Raw genomic sequence first — 13,834 nt, 5'->3', positions numbered from 1 at the left:
CTTTACCCCATAATTTAAGGGTTTATAGTATTTAAGTTAGTTGGTAACACACATGGAAGATTACAATAAAATTATTGAATCGCTTGGGGTGCGATTTATTAAAGCTAAGAATCTGGTGTTGCAGCAGCCTTTCACGGTCCGCAACGCCTACGATGTCGGCAACAATTTAATATTACTTCACAAAGGAAGTATCTTTTTTGGCAATGAGGAACAAATGGTAGAAGAGGGGGAACTACTATTTATTCCGGGAGGCCGTAGCACAAGAGTAACGTATGGCTCTACTGATGGGCGTACGATCTCTAACGACGACCTAATTACAAACAGAGAAAAATTCTTTAAAAGTAATAACGATCTGGACCTGATCGGTGATGCCGAAGAGAGCCACAGCTATGTTAGCTTCGAGGCGAAAGTGTTCGACTCTGTTAACTTCTTTGCGTCTTTAGACGTGCCGGCTTTCCTGATCTCTAATAACAACAAGTTAGCCAACCTGGTTATCAAAGTGGTGGAAGAGAATATGCAGGATCTGCCAGGCAAAGAAAGATTGATCAACATCTACACTGAGAATATTGTAGTGGAGATTATCCGCCATATTCTGCGTAACAAGATGTTTGTGGAGCAACTGGCAACTAACAGCACCTACTTCAAAGATCCACGCCTGATAGACCTGTTTAACTACATTAAAGAAAACCTGGGAGGAGATCTCTCCAACAAGGTGCTTTCTAATGTGGCAAACGTATCAGAGGATTATGTAGGGCAGTACTTTAAGATGCTGACGGGCATTAACCCGCAGGATTACATAGAGTACCAGCGTATGGAGCGTGCTGTGTTCCTGTTGCGCACTACGAAGAAGAGCATCCGCGAAATAGGCAAAGACGTAGGCTACAAAGACACTGCGTACTTCTGCCGTCGCTTTAAAATGATGTTCGGTATACCTGCAGGTAAGATGCGTAGACGTGAATCAGCGATGAGCGTTTAAGGCAAGCTTGTTATAAGTAGCAACAACTTCAGAAACCTCGGCCAAAAAGCCGGGGTTTTTTTCTATGTAATTTCCTACCACCAAAACATCGGCACCAGCAGCTAGGGCAATCTGTGCCTTTTCGATTGTATTGATGCCACCACCTACAATAATAGGAACACTTACGGCCTCCCGCACAGCAGCTATCATGGCAGCGCTAACCGGTTTGTGCGCACCGCTTCCGCCATCCAGATAAATGTACTGCAGGCCCAACATTTCGCCGGCCATGGCCGTGCAGGCTGCAATAGCAGGCTTATCGTATGGGAGTGGGGTAGTACCACTCATGTAAGAGGCTGTGGTCTGGCGGCCGGTATCTACCAGCATGTAGCCAGTAGGGTATATCTGTAGTTGGCTGGCTTTTAGAATAGGGGCCGACAAAATGTGCTGGCCTATCAGAAAGTCGGGATTACGGCCAGAAATAAGCGAGAGTAGCAGAATGCCATCTGCCTGCTGATCTATGTGAAGGCTATTACTTGGGAAAAGAATAACCGGAATGGTGCTGTTCTCCTTTATAAGCCGGATAAGGGCAGCCTGATTCTGGGTAGTAACAAGGCTGCCGCCCATAAAAAAGTAATCGACCCGGTTGGCTTCGCTTAAAGCCAGTAGCTGCAGGCAAGAGGCCTCGTCCAGGTTATCAGGGTCGAGAAGCACTGCAAAGTGCTTTCTCCCCGACTCAATTTGTTGTGCTTTCTGAAGTTTCTCAAAGGGCATCCTCTTCCGGATAAACATACTCAGTAGTTTCGATCTCTGTTACCTCGATGGGTTTAACCGCAATATCGTTATTTTTAGATACACTACTTAAGTATTCTTCAACCTTTTTAGAGATATAAATCATGAGCAGCACCGCTAATTGCTGCGTAATTACCTGCATCAGTTCAGAACTCATAAAAGATTTGGCAACTCCGGTATTGGGTTGCGCAGCGGGTTGTGCCTGAAACATGGGCTGCGAAGGCATGTTGTTGTAAATATCTGCCTCGCCGGGAGGTGCTGCCTGAGGGCCTGGAAGTACGGGAGCAGGGGTAGGGTAAGCGGGGTAAGGAGTGGTATGATTGCCTTTTATCTTTTTAGTTTTTTTTTTACCGCCGCCACTAAACATACGTCTCAGCAGAAGGCCAGCTACTAACACGCCGCCTGCGAGGGCAACTTTTTTTCCTATCTCCTGCGACTGTGTTTTAATCTGATCGACGTCTCCCATCAGGGCATTTTTATACTCTTCCTTCTGCCGCTCCAAAAGCTCCCGCTCACTCTTAAACAATGGATTGCTTGATTCGCTCATATCGAATTTTCTCTTTTATCAGTTTTGTAAATGGTGTTGTCAAATGTTTTGTCGGCTATGTTGTTGAACACTTTCTTGTCGAGGCCAATAAGAAGTACTACCAGTATGATAATATAAAAAAGCGCTACAATGCCAAAGCCCCAGAAAGAACTGTTGAGCAAGTGGTTTAGGAGCAGGCCCAGGAAAATGTTTACGAAAATAAGGCTCATAAATCCAGCAAAACCTATTAGCACAGCGTGTAGTAAACCTACAAAAGAGGCTTTTAGCTTTTCCTGTATCTCCAGCTTAATTATATCGATTCTGGTATCGATATAACCCATTAAGTTTTCGATGAGGTTTGGATTTTTTTCTTTTGTGCCGTTGTCTTTATTAATCATAGTTTCAGGCTGTTTTTAATGCTGTATCAGTATACGCGTATAGATTTAAAAATTTTCCGTAAAAATTAGATAGTTTGATTGTAGTACGGAAATTGCGGTATATTGACCGAATATATTGAATTTAAGATTAAACTTTTTCAAGCCGAATTTCTTTGGACTTTAACTTATATACGGTTTTAGAGGTGAGCCCAGGTGCTACAAGCCAGGAAATAAAACTGGCTTATAAGCGGCTGGCTGTGCTCTACCATCCGGATAAAAATCCAGGAAATACGCAAGCCGAAGAACGTTTTAAATTAATAAACGCGGCTTATCAAACGCTCTCTAACCCTACCAAGCGTGCTCGGTACGACCAGCGTCTGCAATACCAACGCGACCAGGAACGCATGGCGCAACAGCAGCAGCCCTATTATAACCCACGCTACCATACCACCCGGCCCCCTGCTTCGGTGTCGGAACGGCACTACCATGCGAGGCCGGTGCACAGTAAGCGGTTTTCGCGCAAAGATCTTTATATTACTATTACGTTTACGACTTGTATTTTGCTTTTTAGCCTGTTGCTGAAAGTAGTCATGGACCATGTAACCGGCGAAGACAAATATAAAACAGCCCTAAGCTATATAGAAGGAGGGAAGTATAGTAGCGCCCACAGCTTGCTGACGGATGCTATTCATTTCTTGCCCAAGCACGCTGATGCCTACTTGACCAGGGCCAGCCTCGAGATGAATGTATATGAAAACTACGCGGCGGCGGTACGGGATATTAATCGGGCCATTATTTTTCAGGAAGACGTAAAAGCCGAGACACTGTATATGCGGGGCAAGTGCCACCTGAAGCTGGAGAACTACGAGCAAGCAGAAGCCGACCTGCAGCAGGCCCTGAAAATGGACAGTACCTTGTATGCGCCTCACCTAGAGCTCGGGGAGGTGAGGCTATTTTATCTGAATGAGCCACAAATAGCCATAAAAGATTTTAATGCTTTTCTGAACTATAGCAACGGTGGCGAGAAGTGGGTGACAGCCCTTACGTACCGTGGCTTTGGGTACTACAAGTTGGGCAACTACCAGGCCTCTGAAGCCGATTACCGGGAGGTGCTGCAAACAGACCAAAGCAACGGACGCGTTTTTTACCTGCTTGGCCGAACTGAAATAGTACAGCAACAACAAGACTCCGCTTGTGTGCATTTTAACAAGGCCTACCGCTTAGGCTACTCCGCCGCATTGCTCGAACTGCGGGCAAACTGCCTGTAATGCAAAAGCCGGGTGGAGCGCCCAAAGTCTTTTATTTATAAAAACACCTCCGGAAGAGTAAAACCATTAGAATAATTTGCTGTGCGTAGAGTAAGCTCTTGCACCTTAGGAATACCACTAGCTGATAGACCAACCCTGATTGGGCTACTACAGCAAGAGCGAATCTATACGATGGGCGTGTACCATGTTCTCGCAGGGCGACCAGGCAAAAATGGTAAAGCGGCCATCCTGTGAGGCTACTAGTGCCAGTGCATCGCGCTGGTCGTGTACAAACTGGGCCGCCGATAAATGCCGTGTGCCGCCATGTAGGGCAGGATTTGTTACCACTGCCTCGCCGCCAACAATGGGCTCTGTCATGGTAATCTGGCTCACTGGTGCACTCCCCTCCGGCCGACCTATTTTGGCCCCGAAAGCGAGCAGCTCGTAAGAGTCGCTGATAATGGTAGCGCCATCTACTGCTGTTAAGCCGGCTACGCCATCTATAGCTCGGCGTAACGTATCTTGCCAGGCACTCCCTTTCCTGTCACTTTTTTCCTGGCGCATCAGGTCGGTAAGAGCAGCATAAGCAGGAGCGACCGAATAAGTAATGGGGTGCATAATAGATTTGCGCCAGGCAGTGGTGCCGGCAGGAACAACCAGCAGAGTGCCGCCACGGCCATGGTCGCGCATAGAAATGGCGAGCTGCACCAGCACGTTTACTGAATCGCTCCACGATGCCGCCGTAGAAAGGCCCAGCAACGAGGAGAGCAGGTTAGGGCAATCAGGTTGGCTGCCGCTATTTTCGTCTACTATCTTTACCTCTTCTCCACGCAGCACGGCTACATTTACAAATTTTCCCAGTCCATCGAGCCGCCGATGCTTTACAACTAATAGCCCCGGCTCTATTACCTCCAGCACAAAACAAAGGCTTGGAATAAGGCGGGTAGCTCCCCACAGTTGCAGTTTATCACCGTTTTGCCACACGCCCAAATGGATGCCTGGCCGCTCTACGGCTGGTGCCAGTTTGGTGAGGATGCCAGGTGTAAGTGTAAAAGGTTTTTCGAATAGTAAAGGCTGCGGACTCTGCTCCGGCGAAAGATAAGCAATTGATATTTTGGGAGATAGGCCTTCCTCATGCAATAGGCTTGCCCAGAACGCTGCGTTGGCTAGTGCCTCTATTACCTCTGCCTGCGGGCCGTGCGCCAAGTCCTGCGCATCTTGTTGCCTGGCCTCCTCTAATAGACTTGCAAAGTGCTGCTCTATGGCAGGTGCCACTGCCCGGGCAGCCTGGTATGTTGTTCTGTGGCTCATGCTCCTGGTTTTGCTTTTTTCAAAGTAGCAAGTTCTGTGCTGTATCCAAAAGTAATCAGAATAAAATTATTCTAATGGTTTTGCCCTTCTGGAGGTGTTTTTGCCTGAAAAAGCATAAGGGCTGCTTGGAGCAAATTAAAAAACGAAAGCTGATTGAAAAGAAATTAAACTTGTATAGCAGGATGTACAGATAGGCCGCTTCCGCAAATATTTGCTGTTTTTTGGGTAAGACAACCACTCACACAGTGGCTGCGTTAGAATGGTGCGAGCAGGAGCTGAGGTACTTACTTGCGGTTTTATTTCTGAAGTGTCATGAGGCTGTTTCAGTGTCTAAAACAGTTTAAAAACAAAAAACCCTTGCCATTTCTGACAAGGGTCTCTGTGGTGATGATTGGAATCGAACCAACGACACAAGGATTTTCAGTCCTTTGCTCTACCAACTGAGCTACATCACCAGCTCTTGTTGTGTCCCCCTTTTCCGTAAGGGTATGCAAAAGTAGCAAGGAACTTTTAAGATGCAAACAATCGGCCAAAAAAATTTTAAAAAAAGTGGATTGCCAGTTTATTCCGAGGTTTAGGTTATATTTATTTTTAAATTAGTATGCATAACGAATAATTTGCCGTGTTTACAATAGAGAGCATCATCTTCATTATTATAGCAGGCTTAGGGATAGGGCTGTTTATATGGCAGATCCGGAAGATCCGCAAAAATATTTTGCTGGGCCGCGATACTGATTTGGCCGATAATCCATCGGAGCGCATCAACAAAACTTTGCTGGTGGCGTTCGGGCAGCAGAAAATGTTCAAGCGCATGCTGCCGGCTGTGTTGCACCTGTTTGTTTACGTCGGTTTTCTTGTCATTAACATCGAGGTAATCGAAATTCTGATAGATGGCGTTTTTGGTACACACCGGGCATTTGGTTTTCTGGGTGGGCTCTACAGTGCGCTCATGTTCATAAACGAGATACTGGCGGCGCTGGTAATTGTGGCCTGCGTTATGTTTCTGTGGCGACGCAACGTTACTAAAGTTCCCCGGCTGGCGAGTGGAGTAGAAATGCGGGCCTGGCCAAAAATGGATGCCAATGCCATTCTTGTAATAGAAATCGTGCTGATGCTGGCGCTGTTTACCTTCAACATTGCCGGCCTGAAGCTGGTGCAGCTGGAGGGAGGCGAAGTGGCAGGCAGTTACCCGATCAGCCAGTTGTTTGTAAATATTTTCGGGAGCAATCCGGAGTCGCTGCACGTGATTGAGCGCGTAGGCTGGTGGTTCCATATTATCGGCATACTAGCCTTTATGAACTACCTGCCTAGTTCCAAGCACTTCCACATTATCATGGCTTTCCCGAATGTGTACTACTCCAAGCTGCTGCCTAAAGGTAAGTTTACCACCAATGCTGCCATTACGCACGAAATTAAGGCTATGCTAGACCCTAGCTACCAGTCCCCAGCCCCGGAAGTAGATGCTGAAGGTAACCCCGTTATACAGCGGTTCGGTGCCAAAGATGTGGAGGACCTGACCTGGAAGCAGCTTATGGACGCCTACACCTGTACTGAGTGCGGCCGCTGTACATCCGTGTGCCCTGCTAACATTACAGGTAAGCTGCTCTCGCCTCGCAAAATCGTGATGGATACCCGCGACCGCATGGAGGAGAAAGGGGAGTCGCCGGTAATTTTTGATCCGGCCAAATACGGCAAAGATGCCGGTACAGAGCGCGTAAAAGCTGCTGAAGAGGAGCGAACACTGCTGCGAGGCTACATCACCCCCGAAGAACTTTGGGCCTGTACTACCTGCAATGCCTGCACCGAGTCGTGCCCTGTGAACATAGATCAGGTGTCTACCATTATGGACCTGCGCCGCTACCTGGTGCTCGAAGAGTCTGCCGCGCCAGCCTCTCTCAACGCCATGTTCACCAACATCGAAAACAACGGTGCCCCCTGGGCCTTCTCCCCATCCGACAGGTTTAACTGGGCCGAAGAGTTATATGTGCCTAATTAGATGGAAGATGCTAGATAATAGATACTAGATTTTTGTCTGAGTCTGTTGCAGTATAATTGTCAATGTAAGGTCGCCGTTCTGTTTGCAGCTTTAGGCTTAAAGGATGTAAAGAACCAGGAAGAAAATTTCAAAAAGTGAAAGTTAATGCCAGATAGGATGAATGTCTATTATCTACAATCTAGCATCTAACATCTCAAGAAAATGGAAAATAAAAGACTAGTAAAAGTGCCTACTATGGCCGAGATGGCTGCTAATGGAGAAGAACCGGAGATTTTATTTTGGGTAGGATGTGCAGGTGCTTTCGACGATCGCTATAAGCGCGTAACCCGTGCTTTTGTGCAGATACTGGAGCATGTGGGCATTAAATACGCTGTGCTGGGTACCGAGGAGAGCTGCACCGGCGACCCGGCCAAGCGTGCCGGTAACGAATTTCTGTTCCAGATGCAGGCGCTGACTAACATCGAGGTCCTGAATGCTTACAATGTGAAGAAGATTGTGACAGCCTGCCCACACTGCTTCAACACGCTCAAAAACGAGTACCCCGACCTGGGCGGAAACTACGAGGTAATTCACCACTCCACTTACCTGCAGCAGCTCATAAACGAAGGCAAAGTGCGCGTGGCAAACGGAGAGGCGTTTCAAGGTCGCCGCATTACCTTCCACGACTCCTGTTACCTGGGCCGTGCCAACGATATTTACGAAGCGCCCCGCGAGGTGCTGGCCGCTCTCGATGCCGACCTGGTAGAAATGAAGCGCAGCCGCGCCAACGGTTTATGCTGTGGTGCCGGTGGTGCCCAGATGTTTAAAGAGCCAGAGCCCGGCAAAAAAGACGTAAACATAGAGCGCACCGAAGAGGCACTGGCTGTGTTAGGCACCGGAGACAGCGTAATCGCCACCGCATGTCCTTTCTGCATGGTTATGATGACGGATGGAGTGAAGAACAAGGAGCAGGAAGAAAAAGTAAAGGTGTTTGACATTGCCGAACTTATTGCACAGGCAGAAGGCCTAAGCCGCTAAGTAAAGGCCTGGCTAGAGCATTTTATGCTCCGGAAGGCCTGTTTCATTACAATAATTTACAGCTGGTTTTTAATTGAAAGTTGTTCTTAGCTAGTTGGTTTATTGGGCAATGACCGACCTGAAGTAGAACAGGCAAGACCTTGCAGCGTGCGTAGCTCCCGCAAGCGTCTGGGCAAAGCAGCTAAAAGGGAAAGATTCTTTTAGCTGGTACCTAGTAGCTATCTATATAATCATCAGAAAAAGGGGCTTTCAACAGACGCAGCTTAGTTAATAATTCGTTAATTAAGATAACACAAAACAAAATCAGATACCTGTTGTAAATTTGCAACAGGTATTTCTATATAGTAGTATAAGCACGTAATATGTATATCCCATTCGATCAACTGCCAACCCATGCCCGCCTCTGGATCTACCAGGCCAACAGGCCATTTACAGAAAAGGAGCAGGCTGAAATAAAACCAATGTTGCAACGTTTTGCTACTGAGTGGAGTAGCCATGGAACAGGCTTGGAAGCCTCGGCCACATTGCTGCACAACCAGTTCCTGGTGCTGGCCAATAACGAGAGCGCTACCTCCGCCAGCGGATGCTCCATTGATAAGTCGGTAAACTTTGTGCGCGAAATGGAAGGGCATTTTCAGGTTTCGCTTTTTGACCGTACGCAACTTGCCTTTCTACAGGAAGGGGAGGTGCAGTTAGTGCCGCTTAGCGCAATAAAAGACAAAGTATCTGCTGGCGAGATAAACGAAAATTCATTATACTTCGATACTTTAGTGAATAATTTAGGAGAGCTTCAAGCTGCCTGGCCACGGCCTGCTGGTAGCAGTTGGCTTTCCAGGTATTTTTAATCCAAACGTACTTGTTCATGCTTCAAATACAATCATCTAAATTACCTGCTTCCTACCTGAAGCAAATGAGCGTTTTTGTGCTGCTGTTGCTTTTGCTTGGTGCCTGCGGTACCGGCCGCTACCTAAGCCAGGGCGACAAGCGCTTTGAGCAGGAACAGTATGAGCGGGCCATCTCCTATTACAAACAAGGCCTGGACAAAACCGACCGCAAAGGAGAGATCAATTATAAAATAGCTGAATCGTACCGTTTATCGAATAGGCTGGAGCAGGCGGAGCCGTTTTACAGGGCCGCGCTTAGTGCCAATTTCCGCAAGGAAGACCTGTATTACCATTACGGCATGTCGCTCAAGTCTAACGGCAAATACGAGGAGTCGCAGCGGCAACTGCAGGAGTATGTAAAAGTAGCCCGTAACCCCACTTTAAAAGCGCTGGCCACCCGCGAGGTAGAAAACTTTGCTTCCTTGTCTGATATTCTGAAAAAGCACCCTGAGTTTGAAATTCAGCACCTGGAGACCCTGAACACCGAAGGCTCAGAATTTGCGCCGCTTATTTTAAATAACGAGTTAATATTTTCTTCTACAAGAGGTGCCGGTAAGGTATACATGGGCAACGGCGAAGGCTTTATTGATATTTATGCCGCTAACCTGAGCGACTCTTTAGCGAATATTGGAACCACGGTCCGGAAGTTTGAAGGCGTAAACCTCGATGGCATGCACGATGCCTTGCCTGCGTTTACTGCCGATGGGCAGATTATGGTGTTTGCCAGAAGCAACGAAGGCACGCGCAAAGGTCGCCAAAACGTGAACCTCTTTACCTCCACCTTCCGGTCTGGTGCCTGGTCAGAACCCAAAATTCTCAGCATAAACGACTCCCGTGCCTGGGACTCATCTCCGGCTTTCTCTCCCGATGGTAAAACCATGTACTTCTCTTCGAGCCGTAGAGGAGGCCAGGGCGGTACTGATATTTACAAAACCACTCTTGACGACAAAGGCCGTTTTTCTGCGCCTGTTAATCTGGGGCCGGAAATAAACACGCCCGGTAACGAAAGTTTTGTTCACGTAGGCCCCGACGGAACGCTGTATATTGCTTCCGATGGATTGCCCGGCCTGGGTGGCCTAGATTTGTTCCGAATAGTAGATGGCAAGCCTGTGAACCTAGGCGCTCCCATTAACTCAACTGGCGACGATTTTGGCATTGTTTTCAAAGATGTAGAGAATGGCTTTTTTACCTCCAACCGTACTGGTGGTAAAGGTGGCGACGATATATACGCTTTCAGCAGGTCAGTTAAGAAGCAGGTGAATTTCTTTGTAGATGGCACCCTGTTCCAGCGCCGCGAAGGAGCCCGCCAGCAGGTGCCAGTGCCCGATAATATTGTAGTGCTGCAGGATGAAAATGGCCAGAGGCTCAGCGAAACAAGTACCGATGCAGCCGGTAAATTCACCTTCTCACTCGATAGTGCCTCTACATACTCCCTGGTAGCTGAAAAATCTGGTTTCTTTACAGCCCGCCAGCGCATTACCACCGTAGGCAAAATGCTACCACAAAGCGAGCTGACAGAGGAGGTGAATGAAGTGCGCCTTACTGCAACCCTGGTACTGAACGAAATTGTGCGCGAAAAGCCAATTGTGCTCGAAAACATCTATTATGACTTAGATAGAGCCGAAATCAGAGAGGATGCAGCCCTGGAGCTGGACAAGCTGGTGCAGATCCTGATAGACAATCCACGCATCTCTATTGAGCTAAGCTCACACACCGACGTTCGTGGCTCCGATGCTTACAACATGGACCTGTCGCAGCGCAGGGCAGAGTCTGCAGTAGCCTACATCGTTTCTAAAGGCATCGATGCAGAACGCTTAACTGCCAAAGGCTATGGCGAGAGCCGCCTCATTATAAAGAATGCCACCAACGAGGAGCAGCACCAGCGTAACCGCCGCACCGAGTTTAAAGTAATTCGGATAGCGGAGTAAGAATAAAGAGACTTTATAAGCAAAAAGCCCTGGTAACTGCATGAACTGCTGGTTGCCAGGGCTTATTGTTTGTAGCCTGACGAGGCAGCCCTGAGCCTCCGAAGCCGTGAAACACCTCCGGAAAGCTCTTTTCATTAGAAGAATTTGAACCTAAGAGAAGGTACTCTTTTCAGGCCGTGAGTCCTTTTTTGTAGTTGCTAGGTAAAGAAGCTATGGAGCAATAAGTAACTCTGCAGTCCGGATCAGGCAGCTAAATTATTCTAATGAAAAAGGCCTTCCAGAGACCTTTTAACTATGTTTAGCTAAAGGCTTTAGCGATTATTGCCTGCTTGGTTTACGTATAATCACCAGGGACAGCAGAAAAGATGTTTCGTTAGTAAGAATAAGCTTCAGTTGATCCTACTGAAGCGCACTTGTTCCTAACTTTTTAACTTAATTTCCTGTCTCCTGCAAAGGATTTGTTAAATTTACAGGCAAACCATCCAGCACTATGGAAAATAGATATTTGCGTCGTGGCGTCTCTGCTTCTAAGGAAGATGTTCACAACGCCATCAAAAACATCGATAAGGGCCTTTTTCCAAAGGCGTTCTGTAAAATTATACCTGATATTCTTACCGGCGACCCAGAGTATTGCGCCATTATGCACGCCGACGGCGCTGGCACCAAATCGTCGCTGGCCTACATGTACTGGAAAGAAACCGGCGACCTGAGTGTTTGGAAAGGCATTGCACAAGATGCCGTGGTCATGAACACCGATGACCTGCTCTGTGTAGGCGCAACCGACAACATTCTGCTTTCTTCTACCATCGGCCGTAACAAAAACCTGATTCCAGGCGAAGTAATAGCCGCCATTATAAACGGCACCGAAGAAGTACTGCAGATGCTCCGCGACAACGGCATCGGCATTTACAGCACAGGTGGCGAAACAGCCGATGTAGGCGACCTGGTGCGCACCATTATCGTAGACAGCACCGTTACAGCCCGCATGCGCCGCGATGAAGTTATCTCGAACCACAACGTTCAGGCAGGCGATGTAATAGTAGGTTTCGCCTCTTATGGTAAGGCCAACTACGAAGACGAGTACAACGGAGGCATGGGCAGCAACGGCCTCACCTCGGCCCGACACGATGTGTTCCACAGGTATCTTTCTAAGTCGTACCCCGAGAGCTACGATCCGGAGCTGCCGGTAGACCTGGTGTACTCGGGCAATTACCGTCTGACGGATGTAAACGAAGAAACCGGCCTGGAAATTGGCAAGCTGGTGCTATCGCCAACCCGTACCTACGCACCTATTGTGAGGGAGATTCTGAAAGGATACCGGCAGCACATACACGGCATGGTACACTGCAGCGGCGGCGCCCAGACCAAAGTGCTGCACTTTACTGAAAACGTACACATTATAAAAGACAATCTCTTTGCCACGCCACCGCTTTTCCGCCTCATTCAGGAGCAAAGCCACACCGACTGGAAAGAAATGTACAAGGTCTTTAACATGGGCCACCGCCTGGAGGTATACCTGCCGGAGCAGTATGCTAATGACCTGATTGCCATCGCCCGCTCGTTTGGCGTGGAGGCGCAGGTGATTGGCCACGTAGAGGGCAGCAACACCAACGAACTCACCATTAGGAGCAGCCACGGCGAGTTTTATTACAAGGGCTAATATTATTCTATTTAATTATTTATTTAAATGTTTAATCAGCGTAAAAGCCTGTGGGCGTCTATGCTGATTAAACATTTAATTTTGTCTCCACTAATTAAAACATCTACCTGCAGACCATAGATTTTTTCATTAATCTTTACCTTGGGCAAATTAACAAAACTATTGATAAAGAGAATGACCTGTCGGATTTGCAGAAATTCAGAAAATAACACCACCTATCAGGCCCGTGAAATGATGTTTGGTCTGCGGACCACCTTTACTTATTTCCAGTGTGCCGCTTGCAAGTGCCTACAGATCGCAGAAATACCCGCTGACATTGCTCCATACAATCCTCAGGATTACAATGGCCACGTAAGACCTAAAAATGACTATTACAGTGGTGTAGAAGGTAAGTTCAGAAAAATACGCTTCCTGGCCACTCTATTTACATAGAATTCCTCTAACCAAGCATTTAAAACCTCGTTCCCGGCCAGTCAGTACAAGGTGCTTGGGATGCTCTCTATGCATATGCAAACCAGGTTGTTAGATATGGGGTGTGGTATCGGAGGCTATACTTACCCGCTATATGAGCTCGGCATGAAAAAGGTAATGGGGGCCGATCCGTTTATTCCCGCAACCATAGTATACCCTAATGGCTTTAAAGTTCAGAAAAGCTATATTAGCGACATAGAAGGCCAGTGGGATGTAATTATTTATAACCATTCTTTTGAACACGTACCCGACCCACTCGAGAATCTGCTGGCAGTGGAGCAGCTTTTAGCTCCTGATGGTACCTGTGTGATACGGATTCCTACTGTTTCGTCTTACGCTTGGGAGCACTACAGCACCGACTGGTTTCAGCTTGATGCTCCCCGGCATTTCTTTCTACATTCCATTGAAAGCATGAACGTGCTAGCTGGGAAAGCAGGTCTGGAGGTAGTAGATGTGGTGTATGATTCTACGGCCGCACAATTCATTCATAGTGAGAAATACAGGCAGGATATTCCACTTCAGGAGAAGCAGCCCCGCACTTTCTCTACCTTTTTTAAGCGGAAATAAAATAAAATACAGCAGGCTAGCCAATAAATTAAATGCCGAAAATCAGGGTGACCAGGCAGCTTTTCTGCTGAAGCGGAAGAAGTAGCCAAGGCAAATTTGGCATAAT

13 protein-coding genes and 1 tRNA gene are annotated in these 13,834 nt (G+C 47.6%); 9 read left to right on the top strand and 5 right to left on the bottom strand.

Annotation, left to right across the window (positions count from 1 at the left end):
* Positions 1-52 precede the first annotated feature (52 nt).
* Entirely contained in the window at positions 53-976 is a 924-nt protein-coding gene (locus tag ACMA1I_RS17110) for an AraC family transcriptional regulator (RefSeq protein ID WP_147923157.1), read from the top strand.
* Here the strand turns inward: ACMA1I_RS17110 and ACMA1I_RS17105 are convergent.
* The 3 genes from ACMA1I_RS17105 to ACMA1I_RS17095 are packed head-to-tail and all read right to left on the bottom strand — an operon-like array spanning position 959 to position 2,668.
* Positions 959-1,744, bottom strand: a complete 786-nt coding sequence (locus ACMA1I_RS17105) for a geranylgeranylglyceryl/heptaprenylglyceryl phosphate synthase (RefSeq protein WP_414703932.1) — start codon at positions 1,742-1,744, stop codon at positions 959-961. The genes ACMA1I_RS17110 and ACMA1I_RS17105 overlap by 18 nt on opposite strands.
* Positions 1,716-2,291, bottom strand: coding sequence for a hypothetical protein (locus ACMA1I_RS17100; RefSeq protein ID WP_337069636.1), 576 nt, complete (start codon positions 2,289-2,291; stop codon positions 1,716-1,718). The genes ACMA1I_RS17105 and ACMA1I_RS17100 overlap by 29 nt, the downstream gene beginning before the upstream one ends.
* Positions 2,288-2,668 (bottom strand): phage holin family protein, encoded by a 381-nt coding sequence (locus ACMA1I_RS17095; protein WP_337069635.1) that lies wholly within the window; start codon positions 2,666-2,668, stop codon positions 2,288-2,290. Before ACMA1I_RS17095 ends, ACMA1I_RS17100 begins: the two co-directional genes overlap by 4 nt.
* Before the next feature lie 152 nt (positions 2,669-2,820).
* Between ACMA1I_RS17095 and ACMA1I_RS17090 the strand changes: the two genes are divergently transcribed.
* On the top strand, positions 2,821-3,915 hold the full coding sequence (locus tag ACMA1I_RS17090; RefSeq protein WP_337069634.1) for a J domain-containing protein: 1,095 nt from the start codon (positions 2,821-2,823) through the stop codon (positions 3,913-3,915).
* A gap of 147 nt (positions 3,916-4,062) precedes the next feature.
* Here the strand turns inward: ACMA1I_RS17090 and ACMA1I_RS17085 are convergent, their stop codons facing one another.
* Positions 4,063-5,205 (bottom strand): putative sensor domain DACNV-containing protein, encoded by a 1,143-nt coding sequence (locus tag ACMA1I_RS17085; protein ID WP_337069633.1) that lies wholly within the window; start codon positions 5,203-5,205, stop codon positions 4,063-4,065.
* Positions 5,206-5,587: 382 nt separating this feature from the next.
* Positions 5,588-5,660: transfer RNA gene (locus ACMA1I_RS17080), tRNA-Phe, on the bottom strand.
* Between the two features lie 167 nt (positions 5,661-5,827).
* On the opposite strand from ACMA1I_RS17080, the gene ACMA1I_RS17075 reads away from it, so the two are divergent.
* The 7 genes from ACMA1I_RS17075 to ACMA1I_RS17045 all read left to right on the top strand — a co-directional run bounded on the left by ACMA1I_RS17075 (position 5,828) and on the right by ACMA1I_RS17045 (position 13,728).
* Complete coding sequence (locus ACMA1I_RS17075; protein ID WP_337069632.1) at positions 5,828-7,201, top strand: (Fe-S)-binding protein; 1,374 nt, start codon at positions 5,828-5,830, stop codon at positions 7,199-7,201.
* A 234-nt stretch (positions 7,202-7,435) separates the two neighbouring features.
* Positions 7,436-8,218 carry a (Fe-S)-binding protein gene (locus tag ACMA1I_RS17070; RefSeq protein WP_337069652.1) on the top strand — a complete coding sequence of 261 codons (783 nt, stop codon included), beginning with the start codon at positions 7,436-7,438 and terminating at the stop codon, positions 8,216-8,218.
* A 362-nt stretch (positions 8,219-8,580) separates the two neighbouring features.
* A complete protein-coding gene (locus tag ACMA1I_RS17065; protein WP_337069631.1) occupies positions 8,581-9,063 on the top strand; it encodes a hypothetical protein in 483 nt (160 codons plus the stop codon).
* A gap of 17 nt (positions 9,064-9,080) precedes the next feature.
* Positions 9,081-11,030, top strand: a complete 1,950-nt coding sequence (locus tag ACMA1I_RS17060; protein ID WP_337069630.1) for an OmpA family protein — start codon at positions 9,081-9,083, stop codon at positions 11,028-11,030.
* Positions 11,031-11,520: 490 nt separating this feature from the next.
* Positions 11,521-12,690, top strand: coding sequence for an AIR synthase related protein (locus ACMA1I_RS17055; RefSeq protein WP_337069629.1), 1,170 nt, complete (start codon positions 11,521-11,523; stop codon positions 12,688-12,690).
* 174 nt (positions 12,691-12,864) lie between these two features.
* Complete coding sequence (locus ACMA1I_RS17050; protein ID WP_337069628.1) at positions 12,865-13,122, top strand: hypothetical protein; 258 nt, start codon at positions 12,865-12,867, stop codon at positions 13,120-13,122.
* A gap of 75 nt (positions 13,123-13,197) precedes the next feature.
* Positions 13,198-13,728, top strand: coding sequence for a class I SAM-dependent methyltransferase (locus ACMA1I_RS17045; RefSeq protein WP_337069627.1), 531 nt, complete (start codon positions 13,198-13,200; stop codon positions 13,726-13,728).
* Positions 13,729-13,834 lie beyond the last annotated feature (106 nt).

Source organism: Pontibacter sp. 13R65 (assembly GCF_047525655.1).
In the GTDB taxonomy this organism is placed as follows: Bacteria; Bacteroidota; Bacteroidia; order Cytophagales; family Hymenobacteraceae; genus Pontibacter.
Note: the sequence above shows the minus strand (reverse complement) of the source record. Positions and strands in the feature narration are given on the sequence as shown.